The sequence below is a fragment of the Streptomyces sp. NPDC003284 genome, from assembly GCF_053589675.1.
Map to the genome: position 1 here is coordinate 448,992 of NZ_JBSFSI010000001.1, position 18,597 is coordinate 467,588.

Consider the following 18,597-nt stretch of genomic DNA (forward strand, 5'->3'; position numbering starts at 1 on the left):
GGGCGTTGTCGGTGGGCCATGGCATGATCCGGAGGTGCGGGGCGCGAACGGGTTTCGGCCGGGGGCCGGGACGGGGGACCGGAACGGCGGGCAGCCCGTACGGGCCTGACGGCGCGGGGGATTCGGGGACACGGGGCACGGGGGCGGTACATGCCAGGGAGGGGAGCGTCGAACGGATGACCGAGACGTCATCACAGCCGTCACCGCAGGACAGCGTCGCCGGTGCCGGGAGCGAGGCCGGAGCCGGACCCGGGGCCGGACCCGGTCCCGGGGCGAGGCCGGTCTGGTCACGGGACTTCGCGCTGTTCTTCGTCGCGCGGGCCGTCGCCCGGCTGGGCGACACCATGCTGCCCGTGGCGCTCGCCGCCGGACTGCTGCAACACGGGTACGGCGCGGGCGCGGTGGGACTCGCCATGGCCTCGACGGCCGCCGCCTTCGCCGGGCTCGTGGTCTTCGGCGGCGTCATCGCCGACCGCTTCAGCACCCGCAAGCTGATGATCGGCGCGGACCTGGTGCGGCTCGGCACCCAGTCCCTGGCCGCGGTCCTCTTCTACTCGGGGCACGTGGTGCTCTGGGAGATCTGCGTCATCGGGCTCGCCAACGGCGTGGCGGGAGCCGTCTTCCAGCCGGGCGTCGCCAGCACGGTGCCCCGGCTCGCCGCCGACATCCAGGGCGCCAACGGCGCGATACGGATCGCCGAGTCCGCCGCCCAGCTCGCGGGCCCGGCCGTCGCCGGTGTCCTCGTGGGCTTCGCCTCGCCCGGCGGGGTCTTCGCCGCCCACGCCGCGACCTACGCGGTCAGCGCGCTGTGCCTGCTCCTGCTCAGGCTGCCTCCGCTCCCGCCCGGCAGCCGCCCGGCGGCGGCCGCGCACGGATCCGGCTGGGGCACCTTCCGGGCCGACCTGGTCGAGGGCTGGCGGGAGTTCCGCTCGCGCGCCTGGCTGTGGGGAGTCATCGCCGTCTGGTGCCTCTACATGATCGCCGTATGGGGCCCGACCGTGCCGCTGGTGGCCACCGAGGTGGTCCAGCAGCACGGCCCGCGTGCCTACGGTCTGATCAACTCCGCCCTCGGCGCGGGCACCGTCGTCGGTGGTTTCCTCGCGCTGCGGCTGCGCCCGCGCCGGATGCTGCGCGCCGGGGCGGTCGCGCTCTTCGCCTTCTGCTGCTTCCCGGCGGCGGTCGGCGCGGGCCTCGGCGTGGAGGCCATGGCCGCGGGAGCCGCGGTCGCCGGTGCGGGTCAGGCGTTCTGGGGTGTGATGTGGGCGACCAGCGTCCAGACCCAGGTCCCCTCGGACGTCCTCAACCGCATCCACGCCTACGACGTGGCGGGCTCCCTCGCCATGATGCCCGTGGGCCAGGCGCTCGCCGGACCCGCTGCCTCCGCCCTCGGCGCGGGCCATGTGCTGCTGGTGTCCGCGGCGGCGAGCGTCGTCGTTCCGGTCGTGCTGCTCGCCGTCCCCGCGATCAGCGGCCTGGTACGCGCCGACCCGCCCGGCCCTCACATACGCCGGGCGCGGCCGGCGAAGCACTGACCGCCCGTCCCGGTCACCGACTCGGCGCGCCCGCCCCGAGGAACGCGGAGATCCGCGCCCGCAGGGACGCCGCGTCGAGGCCGTGCGCGGCGGTGTGCTCCTCGAGCGTGCCGTAACGCCGCAGTTCGGCCCGGCCCACCCCGAGGCCCAGGACCCGGTGCGGGACGGCGGAGAGCGCGTCGTTCGCCGCCGCGGTCGACGTGCCCGCCAGATACGGCTCGACGAGCACCACGTCGGGCCCGGCACCCCGGACGGCACGGCGCAGGGCGTCTGCGTCGAACGGCCGTACGGTCGTCGCGTACAGCACGGTGACGTCCAGGCCCTCCGTCGCGTCGAGCACCGCGTCCAGCAGCGGCCCGACCGCGACCACGACCCCGCGACGGCCCTCGCGCACCGTCAGGAAGTGCTCGCCGTCGACCGTGCGACCGCGGGCGTTCGACTGCACGGACAGCCGCACATAGACCCGGTCGTCCCCGGCCGCGACCGCGTGCCGCAGCAGCGTCTCGGCCTCGTCCGGATGGCCGGGCACCTGGACGGTCCAGCCGTCGAGGGTGTCCAGCAGGGCGACATCACCGGGCGCCATATGGGTGAACCCGCCGGCCGGCCAGTCGAACGAGGCCGCCGCGCTCACCAGCACCGCGCCCATGCCCTGGTGGCCCAGATCCAGTTTCACCTGTTCGAAGGGCCGCTCCACGAGAAAACTGGCGAAGGTGTGCACCACCGGCCGCATGCCGGTCAGCGCGAGGCCCGCACCGGCGCCGACGAGCAACTGCTCGCGGATGCCCACGTTGATCACGCGGTCGGGATGCCGCCGCAGCGCCTCGGCGAAGCCGTCCTTGCCGATCTCGGCGAGGACGACCGCGACCCGCGGGTCCTCGTCGAGGAGGCGTGTGACAACGGGAGCGAAACGGTCACGCATGGTGTCCATGGGGGTCGAGCCCTTCTGCGTTCGGGATGTACGGGGCGTTCGGGGTGCGCGGATCCGGGTGCCGGGGACCGGCCGCCCCATCAGGAGTCCTTCGGCTCCACCCGCGCCACCACCACGTGCGGGCGGCCCGGGTGCGGCGCGGTGAACGCGTCGTACAGCGCCTCGTGGTCGCGGCCGTCGACGGTCGCCGCCGACCAGCCGGCCGCCTCGAAGCGGGCCGCGATCCCGCCGGGGCGGGCGTGGCTGGCGGAGGAGTTGTCGACGACGACGGTGTGCAGCCGGTCCAGCCCCGCGGGACCGGCGAAGGCGATCGCCTCGTGGTTGCTCCCCTCGTCCAGCTCGGCGTCCCCGATCAGCACCCACACCCGGGGTTCGCGCAGCCCCTGGGCGCGCAGCCCGAGCGCCGAGCCGACCGCGAGGGGCAGCCCGTGCCCCAGCGAGCCGCTGCCGATCTCCGCGCCCGGCACCAGCGTGCGGTCCGGATGGTGCCCGAGCGGGGAGTCGTAGGCGCCGAAGCCCGGCAGCCAGTCCACGGGCAGGAAGCCCTTGGCGGCGAGGACGGCGTAGTACGCCATCGGCCCGTGCCCCTTGGAGAGCAGGAACCGGTCGCGCTCCGGGTCGTCCCGCCGCTCCGGTCCCACCCGCAGGACCCGGTCGTAGAGGACCCACAGCACATCGAGCGTCGACGTGGCCGCCGGACCGTGCTTCTCGTCGCCCGTCATGAGCCCCATCAGCCGGGGCAGGTCGGCGTACCCGTGGGTGCGCCCGAGTTCGTCGGTGGTCGTCATGCCGACGATCGTGCAACCTCGACCAAACTTGAGGTCAAGCACCGCATCCGGCCACTCGGCCCCCGGCAAAGGCGTGCGCGACCACCAACCCGAGTGCGGTATGGTTTTCCTGCACGTCACCCCGGGGGAAACCCCAGGTCAGACGGGCATCGGGACGTGGCGCAGCTTGGTAGCGCACTTGACTGGGGGTCAAGGGGTCGCAGGTTCAAATCCTGTCGTCCCGACTCGAAAGAGTCGCAGATCAGGGCCGGTATCGGAGACATCCGACACCGGCCCTCGGTCATTGCCGCCCGGTGCTCCGGGGACTCCCGTGGCTGCCGGGGCCGGGCTCAGACCGGCCGGGGGAGTGCGTAGACTGCGCTGACTCCGCTGTCCGAGGGATCGCCGGTGTCGAGTACCGCGTCGTGGGACAGGGTGAAGCCCGCCTTCTCCAGTGCTCGGCAGGATGCGGTGTTGTCCTTCTGGGGAGTGGCGACGATCGTGGAGACGTCCGGGTGGAGGCGGAAGAGCACGGCTGCGAACGCGGAGATCACCCGCGAACCGGTCCCGTGGCCGCAGCGGGACGCGTCGCCGATGAGGTAGTCGATGCCCGCGGCGGCCGGAATGCCGATGGCGCGGTCCCCGGCGGGGAGATCGGCGTGGCGGTAGCCCTGGATCATTCCGATGGGGTCGCCCCCGGCCTCGATGACGAAGCAGCGGGTCGGTCCTGTCCCGTCGATCCGGGGCCCGTACTTGCGTTCCACCTCTTCCGGGCTGAGGGCGTCACGCCACCACGCGCGGACATGAGGTGCGCTCAACCACCGGTGCAGAAGGGGGAGATCGGCGTGACCGAGTGCTCTGAACTCGATCGGTCCCGGTGAACCGGAGCGGGATGGCGCGGCGTTGGGCATGGTCCACCTTGTCAGATCCGCCGGACGATGTCAGCGGCGTGGGCGGCCGGCCGTCGCCGACGGCTCACCGGCCCGGTGTCCGGTGGGAGGACTCCGCCTCCACCAACTGGGTCAACCGCTCGGGGGTGAGCGGGTGTTCCGGGTCCTTGAGCAGGTTCTTGCCCTTCAGGAACACGGCCGGTGTGGCCCGGACGGCGGTCTGCCGGTCGAATTTCTGCTGCACCTTCTTCACCCATGTGTCGTGCGTGCCCTCGCTGACCGCGGCGGTGAACTTCACCATGTCCAGCCCGGCGACCTTCCTCCCGAGGTCCAGCAGGGCTTGTTTGTCCCCGAAGGTGTCCTCCCTCTCGGAGGGCGGAGGGGAAGCGTAGAGGGCGTCGTGGTACTCGCGGAACTTCCCCGCGTTCTGCGCTGCCGCCAGGGCGTTGGCGGCGTACTTCGACCCCTTGCCGGAGACGATGCGGTCGACGAAGGACAGGATGTGGTAGTCGACGCGCAGCTTGCCCTCGTCCTGGAGCTTGTTGATCGTCGCGTGCAGCTCGTGCTCGAACTTGGCGCATCCCGGGCAGCGGGGATCCTCGTAGACCGTCAGGGTCGCGGGGGCGTCCGCCCGGCCGCTGGGGATGACCAGCTTCTCGTCGCCCGTGGCACCCGCGGGCGCGATGACCGGCCGGTTGTCCGCCGTCCGGCCGGACTGCACCACGACGGCGCCCGCGACGACCGTGACCAGGGCCGCCACGACCCCGGCGCTCACCGCGGCCTTGCGCTTGCGGCGGGAGCGCCGGGCGGCTCGTTCGCGTTCGGCCCGCAGGCGTTCGCGTGCCTGACGGGCCCGGGTACGGGCGGTGGACTTGCTCATGCGGGACCTGTTCGGGAGAGAGGGGGTGAGGGAGGGGTGAGGTGCGGGGCGCCGTCACGGTGCGAGTGCGGCGTCGAGCGAGAAGCGGCTCACGGGCCACCGGGCCGCCCAGGCGCTCAGGACGAGCAGCCCGGCGTCCCTGAGGACTTCCCGGAGGTAGTGGGTGTCCGCGGAGTCGACCTCTCCGCCGCCGCCGAAGCAGCCGCAGTCGATGCTCAGGCCGCGGGCCCACGCCTGCACGATCCCGGCCAGGAACCCGGTGAGCAGCAGCGCGGACAGCACCGCGGCGAGCCGGACCCGCAGTCCCGCCAACAGGAGCCCTGCGAGGGCGAGTTCCAGCGCGGGCAAGCCGTGGCCGACCGGAGTGACCAGCGCTTCGGGCAGGATCCGGAAGGCGCGTACCGCCTGGACGGACGCGGCCGGGTCCTGGATCTTCGTCCATCCGGCCCAGCCCCAGACGAGCGCGAGGGCGAGGCGTACGGCCGTGCTGAGGCCCGGCAATGCCCGCCGGACCCGGTCTCCTCGCGCGGGCGCCGGAGTACGGGTCGAAAGGCGCGTCGTCACCTGGGATTCCTGTTCGCTCGGCCGCGACCGACGCCTTGCCGGTCCGCCGTCTCAACCTCGCCCAGACCGCAGCGGGCCGGTAGCGGCAGCCGTTCGATGGCCTCATAAGGCGGGCCTATGGGTGACGTGGAGGCGGAGGAGTCCCTCGGTCGTCGGGAGTAGGTCCGGCGCCTGAGGCGCGCTGCGCGCCCGCCTGGCTAGGGTCGGTCCCCATGGAGACCACGGGAACCGCCCGTCGCCGGACGGCGGAGCGCACGCGCGACGTGCTGGAACGGCTCGGCACCGAGCGGGACGTATGGGTGGCGACGGCGCACCCCGACCACGGACCGCACCAGGTGCCGCTGTGGTTCCTGTGGGACGGGCGGGCGGTGTGGATGTGCACCGGCGCCTCTTCGGCCACCGTGCGGAATCTCCGCCGGGAGCCGCGCGTGCGGCTGTCGCTGCCGGACACCTTCGACGTGGTGCTCCTCCAGGGCGAGGCGGAGTGCTTCCCGGACCAGGAGGTGCCCGCGGAGGCCGCGCAGGCGTACGCGGGCAAGTTCGGGTGGGACCCTCGCGCGGAGGAAGGGTCCTTCGTGTATGTGCGCGTGGTCCTGAGGACAGTGCGCGCGTGGCGCGGCGAGCCGGAGCTGCGGGGGAGAGTCGTCATGCGGGACGGGGTGTGGCTGGACCGGCGGCCGTCCACCGCTGGCGTGCCTGTCACCTGAGAGCGCCCGGTTCGGCGCAGCCGCCGCCGGTCACACCGCCGAGGCCGGTTCCGGTCGGAGATGCCCGGAACCGGCCTCGGCCGCTGCGCGAGGCGGTGGCCCGGCGGCCCGCCGCCACCCCGCATCGTTCACACGCGCATCACCAACTGCTCTTGGTCACCCCGGGAAGCTGCCCCGCGTGGGCGAGCTCGCGGACGCGGATGCGGGACAGGCCGAAGGTGCGGAGGTGGCCGCGGGGGCGGCCGTCCACGGCGTCGCGGTTGCGGACACGGGTGGCGGAGGCGTCGCGGGGCTGGCGGCGCAGTTCCCGCTGGGCGGCGGCCCGGTCCTCGGCGGAGGTGTCCGGCGAGGCGAGGACCGCCTTCAGCTCCGCGCGGCGCGCGGCACAGCGGGCCACGGTGCGGCGCCGCTGCTCGTTCTTGGCGATCTTGCTCTTCTTCGCCATCAGACCTTCCCTCCCCGGGCGCGGATCCGGGCCACCGCCGCCTCGATGCCGATCGCGTCGACCGTCTTGAGTCCCTTGGCGGAGAGGGTGAGCCGGACATGGCGGCCCTCGCTGGGCAGCCAGTAGCGCTTGTGCTGGATGTTGGGGTCGAAGCGGCGCTTGGTGCGCCGGTGCGAGTGCGAGATCTGGTGCCCGAAGCCGGGCCGGCGGCCGGTGAGTTGGCAGTGTGCTGACATGTTCCTCGTTCCTCCTTGGTACCGGGGCGGCACTCTAGCAGCTTAATGAAAATGAAAACCAATACGTGTATGGTGCCGTCCATGGCCCGTAACGAACTGCGCCCGATCATCAAGCTGAGGTCCACCGCCGGCACCGGCTACACCTATGTGACCCGCAAGAACCGCCGGAACGACCCCGACCGGCTCACCCTGCGCAAGTACGATCCGGTCGTCGGCCGCCACGTCGACTTCCGAGAGGAGCGCTGAGCGCGATGAAGCCCGGAATCCACCCCGAGTACGGCCCGGTCGTCTTCCGTGACCGCGCGGCCGGCTTCGCCTTCCTGACCAGGTCGACGGCGACGAGCGACAGGACCGTCGAGTGGGAGGACGGTCACACCTACCCGGTGATCGACGTCGAGATCTCCTCGGCGAGCCACCCCTTCTACACCGGCACCCAGCGGGTCCTGGACACCGCCGGACGTGTCGAACGCTTCCAGCGGCGCTACGCCCGAGAGGGCGGCCGTGGCGGTGGCGGACGTGGCGGACGTGACGGCGGACGTGGCGACGCGGGGCACAACGGCCTTACCGGAGGCGGACAGTGATCGGCCGTCAGGGACGCCTGCCCGTCGCGATCGTCGCCGGACTGCACGCCGACGCCCGCCGGACCGCCGTCGAACAGATCCTGCGCACGGTTCCCGGCTCGGTCGCGCTCCACCACGACCTGACGGCCGCCGCCGACCGCGCGGTGCGCCGCACCGTACGGGACGCGGGCGCCACTCTGAGCAGCGGCGAAGCACCCCTGGTGAACGACTGCGCCTGCTGCGCGCTCCGGGAGGACCTGCTCCCCGAACTGCTGCGGCTGGCCGAGGAGGGCCGGTACCGCCTGGCCGTCGTGGAGCTGTGGGACTCCGTGGAGCCCCAGGCCATGGCCCCGGTCATCGCCGCAGCGGACGGACCGCTGGTCCTCACGGGGACCGCCACCGCGGTCGACCCGGCCCTCGTGCTGCCCTACCTCGCCAACGGCGACGACCTCGCCGACATCGGGCTCGCCGCCGCCCCCACCGACCAGCGCACGGTCGCCGACACCTTCGCCCGGCAACTGGAGTACCCCACAGTCATCGCCGTCGTCGAGGGCACGCAGGCCGGACCGCACGTCGAGGCCGCCGACGACACCGACCACGCCCTGCTCGTCCAACTCACCCCGGGCGCACGCAAGGTGCGGGCGGACGGCGGCGCCCTGGCGGACGCGCTGCTGGCGGGCTTCGACGTGACAGCGGCGGCGGCCCGGGTGCACCCGGCCTGCGCGCTGCTGCCGCAGGACTGCGACGAGCACGGCGTCGGCACCTTCGTCTGGCGGCGCGAACGCCCCTTCCACCCGCAGCGCCTCTACGCGGCACTGGAGGACCTGACCTGCGCCGCCGCCCGCAGCCGCGGGCGGTTCTGGCTGGCGGACCGCCCTGACACCCTGCTCACCTGGGACGCGGCGGGCGGTGCGCTGTGTGTCGAATCGGCGGGCCCCTGGCTGGCCGCCCTGCCCGACGCGGCCTGGGAGATGGTGCCCGCCGAACGCCGTCTCGCCGCCGCCGTGGACTGGCATCCCGCGCACGGCGACCGCTGCCAGCACCTCAGCTTCACCTCGCCCGGCCTGGACCGGGACGGCCTGGCGGCCGTGCTCGACGCCTGTCTGCTCACCGACGAGGAGTACGCGGCGGGCCGGGAACGCTGGCAACAACTCCCGCACGCCTTCGACGACTTGCTCGACCCGGTGGTCTGACGGACCGCCCCCGGCCCGGCCCGGGAACCGGGAATCCCGCCCGCCCGTCCCCGCACCATCACCTGAGGAAAGGACCGCACCACGCCATGCCCCGCCCCGCCACCACCGGCCGGAAGCATCCCGAGCGCCGCCGCGCCAACCCGCTGGACGCCGCCGGTATCACCTTCATCGACTACAAGGACACCGATCTGCTGCGGAAGTTCCTCTCCGACCGGGGCAAGATCCGCAGCCGCCGGGTGTCCGGGGTGACGCGGCAGCAGCAGCGCCGGATGGCGCGGGCCGTCAAGAACGCCCGTGAGATGGCCCTGCTGCCGTACGGCTCCCGGTAGGCGACGCCGCGGGAGCTTCGTACGGACACCTGTCCGTACGAAGCTCCCGAACTCGTGCTCCGGCTAAGGAACGTAGGGGTACCAGTCGCTCCAGCCGCCGGTCCCGAGGTACGAGTAGTAGACGTGGTTCGTCGCCGTCACGGCGTACACGCGCCGCTGCGTGCTGGGCCGGATCTCCCAGTTGCGCATGGTGGCGGCCCGGCCGTTGCCGACCCGGACAGGGCCGTTGCTGCCGGCCGAGATGCGGTAGATGTAGTTGTTCGGAGGGCTCACGGCGAACACCTCGTCGCGCTGCCCGTCGTGGTCCCAGTCGGGCGACAGGGTTCTGCTTCCGCAGACGTACGGCATCGCGTGGCCGAACGCCGTGAGCAAACAGGTTGCGGGCGCGGCGGGTGCGGCGTGCGCGGGCAGTGCCGCCGGAGCCGCCAGGGCGATGACACCGGCGGCGACGACCGCCGACTTGCGGAGTTTCATCGGCTCTCCAACCGATCGCGGGGCGGTGGCGTCAGGGGTCCACGAACGGATTGCGCACCCACTTGGTGGCCGATGTCTTCGGCGGCTCCTCGGAGCCGCCGAAGGCGACGCGCGCGTAGTCCAGCCGTTCCCCGTTCTGGAAGTAGGTCAAGAGGACATGCCGCCAGGCGTAGCACTTCTTGTCACCGATGGGTACCTGGAAGACCGTCGGTGCCACCCTGATCTTCGAGGTGCCGCCCGCGAACACATATCCCTGGAGCCGGGCCGTCGCCTTGTTCTTGTCGGCCGGGCTCGCGTCGCACAACTGGAGCGTGATGTCTTCCATCCGCCGCGCATTGACCCACTGACCGCTCCAGTCCACCCGGAACCCTCCCGAGTCCCCAGAGGGAAACTGCTGGGCGGCCGCCGCCGGACCGGTCAGCCCGGTGGTCGCTGCGGCGAGAGCGGCGGCGAGCACCGCGATTCCCTTGGCTGTCACTGCCTTGATTCTCACAGTACCGGTGTCCCCCTTGCCGGTTGACGAGGCGTCATGCCCCGCCGGTCGGCACGCACGCTAGCAGGCATGTGCATGATCCGGACAGTTCTGCCCATAAATGGACTCAGGGTAGGGGTGGGGGCGGGGCGGCGTGGTCCGCCGCGTCGGCGTAGCCCCGGTTGCGGACGATGTCGTGGGTGAGGCGGGTGAACGCCTGGGCGGCGGCGGTCTCGTAGGCGTTGCCCCGGCGCAGGAGGGTGACGGTGCGGGCGGGGAGGGCGGGGGTGAGGGGGACGGGGGTGAGGTGGCGATGGTCGTGGGTGATGGCGTCGGGGAGCACGGTGCTGATCGTCGTGCGGCGCACGATCTCGACGAGGGCCTGGACGGAGTTGGCCTCGACCGCGATGCGCGGGCGCACCCCGTGGGCCGCGAAGTGGGCGTCGATGTGGCCTCGGGTGGCGAAGTCACCGCTGAGCAAACCTAGGTGATAGCCCGTCAGTTCGTGGATCGGTAGCGGGCGGGGCGGGCCGTCCTCCGGGGTGCGGGCACCGGTGACCAGGCTCAGGGTCTCGGTGAACAGGGTCGTCGCGGTGATCCCGGGCAGATGGGTGCCCGCGAAGGCGATGCCGAGGTCGATGTCGTCGGCGAGCAGCGCCGACTCGATGCGGTCCTGGGTCATCTCCTTCAGATCCAGGGTGACGCCCGGGTGCCGGGTGTGCAGTCCGGCGACCAGGGGGCCCACCAGATACGCGGTGAAGGTGGGCGTCACGGCCAGGCGGAGGTGGCCGCGCGTGAGGTCGCGGACGTCCCGGACGGCGCGCTCGGCGGCGGCCAGGTCCCTGAGGGCCCGGCGGGCGTGCAGCGCGTAGGTCTCACCGGCGTCGGTGAGCCGCACGCTACGGCCGGTCCGGTCGAGCAGCTGTGCGCCCACGGTCCGCTCCAGCTGCCTGACCTGCTGGGAGAGGGTCGGCTGCGAGATGCGCAGCTCCTCCGCGGCGCGGGTGAAGCTGCCGTGCTCGGCCACGGCGAGCAGATAGCGCAGATGACGCAGTTCCAGGGCCATGGACGCCACTGTAGGGCCGGGCGGGAGTCGGGTCGCGGCCAAGTATAGATATCAGCAATGGCAGGCATGAGTATTGCGTCTTGGACACTATAGGTACAGGTCATGCAGGGTGGATGCATCGAGGCCGACCGGCCGGGCCCATCGAGGGACCCGCCGAAGGCCCACCGCAGACCCACCGAAGGGAGTGCCCCCATGCGTGACCTCGCCGAGGGCGTCTCGCGATTCCAGCGGCACGTCCATCCCGCCAAGGCGGACCTGTTCGCCCGTCTCGCCGGGCACCACGCGCCGCACACGCTGTTCATCGGCTGCTCCGACGCCCGCGTGGTCCCCGAACTGATCACCGCCAGCGAACCGGGCGAGCTGTTCGTCGTCCGCACCGCGGGCAACCTCGTCCCCGCGTACGCACCGGGCCCCGACGCGGTGGCGGCCGGTATCGAGTACGCCGTCGCCGTCCTCGGCGTCCGTGACGTCGTGATCTGCGGGCACTCGGGCTGCGGCGCGATGACGGCGCTGGCCGAGGCGCACGACCTCAGCGGTGTCCCGGCGGTCGCCGGATGGCTGCGGCACGCGGACGCCTCCCGTGCCCGCACCGCCGTGCGCGGGGACGTCACCGCCCTGGTCCGGCAGAACGTGCTCGCCCAGCTGGCGGCCCTCGCCACCCACCCCTCCGTGGCCCGCGCCCTGGCCGAGGGCACCCTCACCGCGCACGGGTGGGTCTACGACATCGCCACCGGCGGGGTGGAGGTCCTCACCTCCGCCGCTGCCCCCGCCCCGGCTGCCCCGGCCACCCCGGCTCCGGCGGCCTGACCGCCGGGCCCCGGCCCCGGCGCCCGTCCGCCCTCTCCGGGCTCCGGGCACCCCTGTCTCCCGGCCGTCGCCGTGTCGCGGCGGACCGGGCGTTCCCCCACCCTTGTATCCAGGAAGGACATCCCCTGATGACGCACGCCCAGCTCGACCCCACCGCCCGGCAGGCCCTCGCCGTCACCGCCGTCGAGGCCAAGATCCGCAAGGACCTCAGCTGGCAGCAGATCGCGGACGCGGCCGGCCTCTCCGTGGCCTTCACCACCGCCGCCGTGCTCGGCCAGCACGCCCTGCCCGAGCGGTCCGCCGCGGCCGTCGCCGAGCTGCTCGGCCTGGACGACGACGCCGTGACGCTGCTCCGGACGATCCCGACCCGCGGCTCCCTGGCCGGTGCCGTGCCCACCGACCCGACCATCTACCGCTTCTACGAGATGCTCCAGGTGTACGGCACCACGCTCAAGGCACTCGTGCACGAGCAGTTCGGCGACGGCATCATCTCCGCGATCAACTTCAAGCTGGACGTGAAGAAGGTCGCCGACCCCGAGGGCGGCGAGCGCGCCGTGATCACCCTGGACGGCAAGTACCTGCCGACCAGGCCCTTCTGACCGCCCGGCCGCCGGTGTACGGGGCCGGGCCGGGGCGGTCGTACCGCGACTTCCCGGCCCGCCCCGCCCGGACCTCCGGGCCCGCCCTGACGTCCGGGGCCGCCCCGCCCGAGCCCTCACTCCGCAGAACTCACCGAAAGCCGCTCCACATGGACTTCGTACAGCGCACCATCGACCTCGCCCGCCGCAATGTCGCCGAGGGCGGGCGCCCGTTCGCCACTGTCATCGTCAAGGACGGCGAGATCCTGGCCGAGAGCGCCAACCAGGTCGCCCAGACCAGCGACCCCACCGCCCACGCCGAGATCCTCGCCGTACGCGAGGCGTGCACCCGGCTCGGCACGGAACACCTCGTCGGTGCCACCGTCTACGTCCTCGCCCACCCCTGCCCGATGTGCCTGGGCTCGCTCTACTACTGCTCGCCGGACGAGGTCGTCTTCCTCACCACCCGCGACGCCTACGAACCCCACTACGTCGACGACCGCAAGTACTTCGAACTCGACACCTTCTACGGCGAGTTCGCCAAGGACTGGCGCGAGCGCCGACTGCCGATGCGGCACGAGCCGCGCGAGGACGCCGTCGACGTCTACCGGCTGTGGCAGGAGCGCAACGGCGGTGAGCGCCGCGTCGCCGGTGCCCCCACGGCCGCCTGAGGGGCGGTGCGACCGTGAACCCCACCGAAGCGTCCACCAGGGATTCCGGAGGAGAGCCCTCCGGGCGCTCCTCCGCCCGCCGCCCCGCCGAGGCGACCGCCGCCGACCTGCCCTACCTGGAACGCGCCGTCGACCTGGCGGCCGAGGCGCTCGGCGCCGGGGACGAGCCGTTCGGTTCGCTCCTGGTCGGCGGCGACGGGCGGATCCTGGCGGAGGACCGCAACCGGGTGCACACCCTGGGCGACCGCACCCGGCACCCCGAGTTCGCCCTGGTGCGCTGGGCCGTCGAGCATCTCGACGCGCGCGAGCGGGCGGCGGCGACCGTCTTCACCTCGGGCGAGCACTGCGCCATGTGCGCCGCCGCCCACGGCTGGGCCGGGCTCGGGACCGTCGTCTACGCCCACTCGGCCGCCGAGCTGACCGAGTGGCTGACCGCCCTGGACGCGCCGCCGTCCCCGGTGCGCTGTCTGCCGCTGCGGGACGTGGTGCCCGGCCTCGACGTGCGCGGGCCCGCCCCGGCGCTCACCTCCCGGCTGCGCGCGCTGCACCACGAGTTCCACCGGCGGCGCACGGACGGCTCGTGACTGGCCGACGCCCGTGCGCGGCTACAACACCGCGATGCCCAGCGGCCGGTGACCGGCCGTCAGCCGGGTGACGCGGCCCGTGCCGAGGTCGACGACGCTGATCCCGTCCCAGTGTCCGTCCCGGGTGAAGCCGCCCGACACATAGGCGGTCCGGCCGTCCGCCGACACGGCGACGTCCTCGTGCGGCCCGTCGAGCGGGACGACCCGCTCACGGCCGCCGGGGGAGCGCACCGTCAGTGACGGCCCCCGGTCCCGGGACGGATCGATCGGCCCGGTGCCGACCACGTACAGCGTGCCGTCCGCGCCGATCGTGACCCCGTGCTGATGGGTGTCGGCGGTCATGGGCTCGACCCGGACCCGGCCGGAGCGGGGGTCCACCACCGCGAGCCGCTCGCCCTCGAACGGCAGCAGCAGCGCCCCGTCGGACGGCCGTACGGCCGCGTAGTGCGGCTTCAGCCATGAGCCGAGGCCGCCCTCGGTGCCGTACGGGGCCACCTCGACGCGGCGCGCGGACCAGGTGCCGGTGTCGACGACCGTGACGTCGAACGAGTCGTGCCCGGTGGCATAGACCTGGCGGCCGTCGCGCGAGACGTCGACGTCGAAGGGGCGGCGCCCCACCGGCACGGTCCGCACCACCGCGCGACGGCGCGTGTCGATCACTTCCAGGGTGCCGTCACCGCCGGGGACGTTCACCCCGACGTACACCCGCGTGCCGTCCGGGGACAGCGCGATGCCCATGCCGCCGCCCCGGTACTCACCGGTGGTCACCGGGCCCGTGGCCGTGGCGTACCGGATCAGCGCGACGCGGCGCCGGGCCCCGGTGTCCACGACCGCCACGCCCTCGGCCGTCGCCACCCACGCCATGCCGTCGGCGCCCGGTGCGACGCCGTACGGAGCCGTGCCCACGGTCACCGAGCCCAGTACGGCCGCGCGGCCGCGGCGCGCCGGGTCGACGAAGGTCACCGTGTCGGCGCCGAAGTCGGTCACCAGCAGGGCGCCTTCGGGCAGCGCGCCCGCCGGGGACGGGTCCGCGGGACCGGCCGTCGCGGCGGGAGCACGGGCGGGAGCGCCCGCACCGTCGTCGCGCCCGGCGTCCGCCGCGCATCCGGCGAGCACCGCACAGGCCGTCAGCGCGGCCAGCACCGCCGACGCCCGCGATGCCCCGGCCCCCGGCCCCGGCCGCGTCATCGCCCTGCCTCCCGGCCGCCCGGACCCGGCCGCCCCTCGGCCTCCCGCAGGACGGCCGCGATCCCCGCGAAACCCCGGCGCTCCGCGTGGGCGAGCGCCGTCGTGCCGTCGCCGTCCGGCAGCAGCGGGTCGGCGCCCGCCGCGAGCAGCACCTCCACCACCTCCTGGTGGGTGCGTCCGCCGTCGCCGAGGATCACCGCCTCCAGCAGGGCGGTCCAGCAGAGCCGGTTGACGTGATTCACGTCGATGTCCGTCTCTGCCAGCACCGCCCGTACGTACGCCACATGGCCGCGCTCGCTCGCCGGGATCACGGACACCCCGCCGAACCGGTTGGTCAGCGTCAGGTCCGGGCCGCCGGGCAGCAGCGCGCGCATCATCGCCACGCTGCCGGTCACCCCGGTCACCAGCCAGGCGCTGTCCTGCCGGGCGTCCTGCGCGTTCACGTCCGCGCCCGCGCCGACCAGCGCCTCGGCGGCGGCGACCTGGTCGGCGAGGGCCGCCCGCAGGAGCGGTGTACGGCCGTCCTCGTCGCGTGCCTCCAGCCGGGCGCCCGCGTCCAGCGCGGCGCGTACGGCGGCGGTGTCACCGCGCCGCGCGGCGTCCAGCAGGGCGCGGTCGGCCGGGGAAATCGACTTCTTGGCCACGACGGAACTCCTCCACGGGGTGGCAGCGGACAGGAACGAGTGTGCTGGGCCGCGGGCGGGCGGTGGGAGCCGGGGTCAGCGGCCGTTGCTGATCGCCGCCACGCCGGCCTGGGCGAACTTCTCGTCCAGGTCGCCGGAGGGCGCGCCCGCCACGCCGACGCCCGCGATCGGCGCGTTCTCGTACGCGACCGGGGCGCCGCCCGCGAGGAACAGGGTGCCCGGGATGTCCTTGAGGGTGGGCGCCCCGTCCAGGCGCTTGACCAGCTGGGAGGTGGGGGCGTTCCAGGACACGGCGGTGTACGCCTTCTTGATCGCGGAGTCGTAGGACTGCGGACCGGCGCCGTCCCCGCGCAGGGTGACGACCGTGTTGCCGTTGCGGTCCACCACCGCGACGGTCACCCGCTGGCCCTCCTTCTGCGCCGCCTTGAGGGCCGCCCGCGCGGCGTCGGTGGCGGCCTCGACCGTCAGATGGGTGCTGGTGGTCGTGGCCCTGCCCTTCACCGCGGCGGTCGCCGCGACGGGGGCGGCGGCCGGGGTGTCGGCGGAGGCGGACACCGCGCCGGCCACCCCGGCACCGACCGCCGCCACGGCCGCCACGGCGGTGACGGTCCTGGCGCGGGTGGAGAACTTCTTGGCCTTGTGCTGCATGACGGGCAACTCCCCGGTGGTGTCGTGGCGCGGTGCTGTCCGCGCCGTGCCTCCAGCCTCGGGCCCCTCACCCCGCGCCGCCGTCGGCGTACCGGCTCGCTCCGGCGCGCGGTACGGCTGACGGCGGGGTCATCCGAACGGTTGACCCCGCGAGGCGCGGCCGGGGCGACAATGTCAGTGCCGCCGTACGCCGATGCCGTCGGCGCCGCCGTGCGTCCCGGTGCGGGAAGATGCCGCAGCCGGTTCCAGAACATGACAGAAGGCGCCAGAAGCCCCGTCCGGGGAGGAGCGGAGCAGTCCATGCAGTCCAGCAGCCGTCCCGTCCCGGGCGGGCCGAGGTCCGGCGACGGCGGGGCGCGCGGGCTCGCGTTCGCCGTCCATCTGGCGTTCTTCCTGCTGCTGGGTTCGGCCCTGGCCCGCTATGTGCAGCGGCACGGCGCCCAGCCGCAGGTGCCCGCCGTCCTGGCGCTGGCCGGGGCGCTGGCGGTGCTGTACGTCATCGGCGGGCGCACGGCCGACGGGCCGCCCGGCGACCGACTCGCCGCCGGGGACGCGGGCGCCGCGGGCGCGGCCCCCGGACAGCGGCGGCCGTCGCCCGGCGGGCTGCTGCGGCTGGGCGCGCTGGTCGCGGTCTGGGCGGTGCTGGTCGCGCTGGCGCCCAGTTTCGCCTGGTGCGCGGTGCCGCTCTTCTACACCGCGCTGCGCACTCTGCCCGAACGCGCCGCGTACACGCTGGTGGCGTTCTTCACCGCCTTCGTGGTGGTGGCGCAACTGCGGCTGGCCGACCGGATCGACGTCGACCTGGTGGTCGGCCCGCCGGCCGTGGCCCTCCTGGCGACCGCCGTCTTCACCCGCATGGACCGGCAGGCGACCCGTCAGGCCGCGCTCATCCGCGACCTGGTCCGCACCCGCCGCGAACTGGCCGCCACCGAACGCCGCGAAGGCACCCTGGCCGAGCGCCAGCGGCTCGCCATGGAGATCCACGACACGCTCGCCCAGAGCCTGTCCAGCCAGCGGATGCTGCTCCAGGCCGCCGACCGGCTGTGGCACACCGATCCGGAGCAGGCGCGCGCCCATGTGCGCACCGCCGGCACGATCGCCGAGCGCAGTCTCACCGAGGCCCGCCGGTTCGTGCACGACCTGGCACCGGCCGACCTCGCCGAGGGCGACGGCCTGGAAGCGGCGCTGCGCGGCCTCGCCTCCCGCGAGAGCACACCCGAGCGCACCGTCACCTGCCACATCGACGGCACCCCGGGGCCTGCCGGGCTCCCCGACCGGGTGCAGTCCGCGCTGCTGCGCATCGCGCAGGGCGCCCTCGCCAACGTCCGTGAGCACTCCGGCGCGACCCGGGCCGCCCTCACCCTCACCTATCTGGGCGACCAGGTCCGTCTTGACGTCGCGGACGACGGGCGCGGCCTGGACACCGGCGCGCGGGCGGTGCGCGCCGACGGGCCCTCCGGGGTGCGCGGGCACGGGCTGCCCGCGATCCGCGCCCGGGTCCGCCAGCTCGGCGGCACCCTGACCGTCGAGTCCGCGCCCGGCGACGGCACCGTCGTCTCGGCCGCCGTACCGCTCCCCGCGGCACCCGGCCCCGGCTCCAGTCCCACGGAGGTCCCCGCACCGTGAACCACCCCCGACCGACCGGCTCGACCGGCCCGGACGCAGCTGATGACCCGACCGGCCCGTACGAAGCAGATGTCCCGACCGGCTCGTACGACGAGGCTGATGAACCGTACGGACCGACCGGAGCACAGCAGCGGGCCGCGTCCGCCACGCCTGCTGCGGCGCCGTCCGTGCGGCTGGTGCTGTGCGACGACCACGCCGTGGTCCGCGCCGGTCTGCGCGCCCTGCTGGGCAGCGCGGCGGGCATCGAGGTGGTGGGCGAGGCGGACAGCGGGGCGGAGGCGGTCGCGCTCGCCGCGAAGCTCGCCCCCGACGTGGTCCTCATGGACCTGCAACTGGGGGAGGCGATGGACGGTGTGGAGGCCACCCGCCGGATCACCGCCGCTTCCGGTGGCGCCGTCCACGTCCTGGTCCTGACCACGTACGACACCGACGCGGACATCACCCGTGCCATCGAGGCGGGCGCCACCGGGTACCTGCTGAAGGCCGAGCGCCCCGACGAGCTGTTCACGGCGATCCACAGCGCCGCCGCCGGCCGTACCGCGCTGTCGGCGCCGGTCGCCCACCGGGTCATGGCCCGGATGCGCAGCCCGCGCCCCGGCCTCACCGACCGCGAGCGCGACATCCTCGGCCAGCTCGCCCGCGGGCTCACCAACCGGGACATCGCCAAGGCCCTGTTCCTGAGCGAGGCCACGGTCAAGACCCACCTGGGGCGCATCTACGACAAGCTGGGCGTCGACACCCGCGCGGGCGCCGTGGCGGTGGCCAAGGAACAGCGCCTGCTGCCCTGAACCACCACCGGGACCGGCCC

25 protein-coding genes and 1 tRNA gene are annotated in these 18,597 nt (G+C 73.9%); 13 read left to right on the forward strand and 13 right to left on the reverse strand.

Features of this window, described 5'->3' with window-relative positions; genetic code table 11:
• Positions 1 to 176: 176 nt before the first annotated feature.
• Positions 177 to 1,532, forward strand: a complete 1,356-nt coding sequence (locus tag ACWDYF_RS02005) for an MFS transporter (RefSeq protein ID WP_389463418.1) — start codon at positions 177 to 179, stop codon at positions 1,530 to 1,532.
• A gap of 13 nt (positions 1,533 to 1,545) precedes the next feature.
• Here the strand turns inward: ACWDYF_RS02005 and ACWDYF_RS02010 are convergent, their stop codons facing one another.
• Together ACWDYF_RS02010 and ACWDYF_RS02015 are read right to left on the reverse strand one after the other, a co-directional pair.
• Complete coding sequence (locus ACWDYF_RS02010) at positions 1,546 to 2,460, reverse strand: transketolase family protein (protein ID WP_389463420.1); 915 nt, start codon at positions 2,458 to 2,460, stop codon at positions 1,546 to 1,548.
• 80 nt (positions 2,461 to 2,540) lie between these two features.
• The gene (locus tag ACWDYF_RS02015; RefSeq protein WP_037889834.1) at positions 2,541 to 3,248 is read right to left on the reverse strand and encodes a thiamine pyrophosphate-dependent enzyme; all 708 of its coding nucleotides are present in this window, start codon (positions 3,246 to 3,248) and stop codon (positions 2,541 to 2,543) included.
• Positions 3,249 to 3,398: 150 nt separating this feature from the next.
• On the opposite strand from ACWDYF_RS02015, the gene ACWDYF_RS02020 reads away from it, so the two are divergent.
• Positions 3,399 to 3,472, forward strand: a tRNA-Pro gene (locus tag ACWDYF_RS02020).
• 105 nt (positions 3,473 to 3,577) lie between these two features.
• On the opposite strand, the gene ACWDYF_RS02025 is transcribed toward ACWDYF_RS02020, so the two are convergent.
• The 3 genes from ACWDYF_RS02025 to ACWDYF_RS02035 all read right to left on the reverse strand — a co-directional run bounded on the left by ACWDYF_RS02025 (position 3,578) and on the right by ACWDYF_RS02035 (position 5,561).
• Positions 3,578 to 4,138: a GNAT family N-acetyltransferase gene (locus tag ACWDYF_RS02025; protein WP_389463423.1), complete on the reverse strand. Its 561-nt coding sequence runs from the start codon at positions 4,136 to 4,138 to the stop codon at positions 3,578 to 3,580.
• 64 nt (positions 4,139 to 4,202) lie between these two features.
• Positions 4,203 to 4,997: a DsbA family protein gene (locus ACWDYF_RS02030; protein ID WP_389463425.1), complete on the reverse strand. Its 795-nt coding sequence runs from the start codon at positions 4,995 to 4,997 to the stop codon at positions 4,203 to 4,205.
• 54 nt (positions 4,998 to 5,051) lie between these two features.
• The gene (locus tag ACWDYF_RS02035) at positions 5,052 to 5,561 is read right to left on the reverse strand and encodes a MauE/DoxX family redox-associated membrane protein (protein WP_389463427.1); all 510 of its coding nucleotides are present in this window, start codon (positions 5,559 to 5,561) and stop codon (positions 5,052 to 5,054) included.
• Positions 5,562 to 5,773: 212 nt separating this feature from the next.
• On the opposite strand from ACWDYF_RS02035, the gene ACWDYF_RS02040 reads away from it, so the two are divergent.
• On the forward strand, positions 5,774 to 6,268 hold the full coding sequence (locus ACWDYF_RS02040) for a pyridoxamine 5'-phosphate oxidase family protein (protein WP_389463430.1): 495 nt from the start codon (positions 5,774 to 5,776) through the stop codon (positions 6,266 to 6,268).
• 139 nt (positions 6,269 to 6,407) lie between these two features.
• Here ACWDYF_RS02040 and rpsN read toward each other — a convergent pair whose 3' ends face one another.
• Positions 6,408 to 6,713 (reverse strand): 30S ribosomal protein S14, encoded by a 306-nt coding sequence (gene rpsN, locus ACWDYF_RS02045; protein WP_389463433.1) that lies wholly within the window; start codon positions 6,711 to 6,713, stop codon positions 6,408 to 6,410.
• Positions 6,713 to 6,949 carry a 50S ribosomal protein L28 gene (gene rpmB / locus ACWDYF_RS02050; RefSeq protein WP_018566764.1) on the reverse strand — a complete coding sequence of 79 codons (237 nt, stop codon included), beginning with the start codon at positions 6,947 to 6,949 and terminating at the stop codon, positions 6,713 to 6,715. Before rpmB ends, rpsN begins: the two co-directional genes overlap by 1 nt.
• 81 nt (positions 6,950 to 7,030) lie before the next feature.
• On the opposite strand from rpmB, the gene rpmG reads away from it, so the two are divergent.
• The 4 genes from rpmG to rpsR all read left to right on the forward strand — a co-directional run bounded on the left by rpmG (position 7,031) and on the right by rpsR (position 9,031).
• Positions 7,031 to 7,195 (forward strand): 50S ribosomal protein L33, encoded by a 165-nt coding sequence (gene rpmG, locus ACWDYF_RS02055; protein ID WP_026252351.1) that lies wholly within the window; start codon positions 7,031 to 7,033, stop codon positions 7,193 to 7,195.
• 5 nt (positions 7,196 to 7,200) lie between these two features.
• Positions 7,201 to 7,530 (forward strand): type B 50S ribosomal protein L31, encoded by a 330-nt coding sequence (locus tag ACWDYF_RS02060; RefSeq protein WP_389463436.1) that lies wholly within the window; start codon positions 7,201 to 7,203, stop codon positions 7,528 to 7,530.
• The gene (locus ACWDYF_RS02065) at positions 7,527 to 8,702 is read left to right on the forward strand and encodes a CobW family GTP-binding protein (RefSeq protein ID WP_389463438.1); all 1,176 of its coding nucleotides are present in this window, start codon (positions 7,527 to 7,529) and stop codon (positions 8,700 to 8,702) included. Before ACWDYF_RS02060 ends, ACWDYF_RS02065 begins: the two co-directional genes overlap by 4 nt.
• A gap of 86 nt (positions 8,703 to 8,788) precedes the next feature.
• Positions 8,789 to 9,031 carry a 30S ribosomal protein S18 gene (gene rpsR / locus ACWDYF_RS02070; protein ID WP_037889850.1) on the forward strand — a complete coding sequence of 81 codons (243 nt, stop codon included), beginning with the start codon at positions 8,789 to 8,791 and terminating at the stop codon, positions 9,029 to 9,031.
• A gap of 63 nt (positions 9,032 to 9,094) precedes the next feature.
• On the opposite strand, the gene ACWDYF_RS02075 is transcribed toward rpsR, so the two are convergent.
• The 3 genes from ACWDYF_RS02075 to cynR all read right to left on the reverse strand — a co-directional run bounded on the left by ACWDYF_RS02075 (position 9,095) and on the right by cynR (position 11,043).
• The gene (locus tag ACWDYF_RS02075; protein ID WP_389463440.1) at positions 9,095 to 9,505 is read right to left on the reverse strand and encodes a hypothetical protein; all 411 of its coding nucleotides are present in this window, start codon (positions 9,503 to 9,505) and stop codon (positions 9,095 to 9,097) included.
• A 31-nt stretch (positions 9,506 to 9,536) separates the two neighbouring features.
• Entirely contained in the window at positions 9,537 to 9,983 is a 447-nt protein-coding gene (locus ACWDYF_RS02080; protein WP_389463443.1) for a hypothetical protein, read from the reverse strand.
• 121 nt (positions 9,984 to 10,104) lie between these two features.
• Positions 10,105 to 11,043, reverse strand: a complete 939-nt coding sequence (cynR, locus tag ACWDYF_RS02085; protein ID WP_389463446.1) for a transcriptional regulator CynR — start codon at positions 11,041 to 11,043, stop codon at positions 10,105 to 10,107.
• A 192-nt stretch (positions 11,044 to 11,235) separates the two neighbouring features.
• Here cynR and ACWDYF_RS02090 point away from each other — a divergent pair, with 192 nt between their 5' ends.
• The 4 genes from ACWDYF_RS02090 (at position 11,236) to ACWDYF_RS02105 (ending at position 13,683) form a co-directional block, all read left to right on the forward strand.
• Positions 11,236 to 11,850 (forward strand): carbonic anhydrase, encoded by a 615-nt coding sequence (locus tag ACWDYF_RS02090; protein ID WP_389463448.1) that lies wholly within the window; start codon positions 11,236 to 11,238, stop codon positions 11,848 to 11,850.
• Positions 11,851 to 11,978: 128 nt separating this feature from the next.
• On the forward strand, positions 11,979 to 12,449 hold the full coding sequence (gene cynS / locus ACWDYF_RS02095; protein ID WP_018566755.1) for a cyanase: 471 nt from the start codon (positions 11,979 to 11,981) through the stop codon (positions 12,447 to 12,449).
• A 149-nt stretch (positions 12,450 to 12,598) separates the two neighbouring features.
• Entirely contained in the window at positions 12,599 to 13,099 is a 501-nt protein-coding gene (locus tag ACWDYF_RS02100; RefSeq protein ID WP_381739187.1) for a nucleoside deaminase, read from the forward strand.
• Positions 13,100 to 13,113: 14 nt separating this feature from the next.
• Positions 13,114 to 13,683 carry a nucleoside deaminase gene (locus ACWDYF_RS02105; protein ID WP_389463453.1) on the forward strand — a complete coding sequence of 190 codons (570 nt, stop codon included), beginning with the start codon at positions 13,114 to 13,116 and terminating at the stop codon, positions 13,681 to 13,683.
• Positions 13,684 to 13,704: 21 nt separating this feature from the next.
• Here ACWDYF_RS02105 and ACWDYF_RS02110 read toward each other — a convergent pair whose 3' ends face one another.
• From ACWDYF_RS02110 to ACWDYF_RS02120, 3 genes are all read right to left on the reverse strand, one after another.
• Entirely contained in the window at positions 13,705 to 14,871 is a 1,167-nt protein-coding gene (locus tag ACWDYF_RS02110; protein ID WP_389463456.1) for a YncE family protein, read from the reverse strand.
• Positions 14,868 to 15,515 carry an ankyrin repeat domain-containing protein gene (locus ACWDYF_RS02115; protein WP_389463459.1) on the reverse strand — a complete coding sequence of 216 codons (648 nt, stop codon included), beginning with the start codon at positions 15,513 to 15,515 and terminating at the stop codon, positions 14,868 to 14,870. The genes ACWDYF_RS02110 and ACWDYF_RS02115 overlap by 4 nt, the downstream gene beginning before the upstream one ends.
• A 75-nt stretch (positions 15,516 to 15,590) precedes the next feature.
• Positions 15,591 to 16,163: a GlcG/HbpS family heme-binding protein gene (locus ACWDYF_RS02120; protein ID WP_018566750.1), complete on the reverse strand. Its 573-nt coding sequence runs from the start codon at positions 16,161 to 16,163 to the stop codon at positions 15,591 to 15,593.
• Positions 16,164 to 16,463: 300 nt separating this feature from the next.
• Between ACWDYF_RS02120 and ACWDYF_RS02125 the strand changes: the two genes are divergently transcribed.
• Together ACWDYF_RS02125 and ACWDYF_RS02130 are read left to right on the forward strand one after the other, a co-directional pair.
• Positions 16,464 to 17,789 (forward strand): sensor histidine kinase, encoded by a 1,326-nt coding sequence (locus ACWDYF_RS02125; protein WP_389463462.1) that lies wholly within the window; start codon positions 16,464 to 16,466, stop codon positions 17,787 to 17,789.
• A 167-nt stretch (positions 17,790 to 17,956) separates the two neighbouring features.
• Entirely contained in the window at positions 17,957 to 18,577 is a 621-nt protein-coding gene (locus tag ACWDYF_RS02130) for a response regulator (RefSeq protein ID WP_037889860.1), read from the forward strand.
• The last annotated feature ends 20 nt before the right edge of the window (positions 18,578 to 18,597 follow it).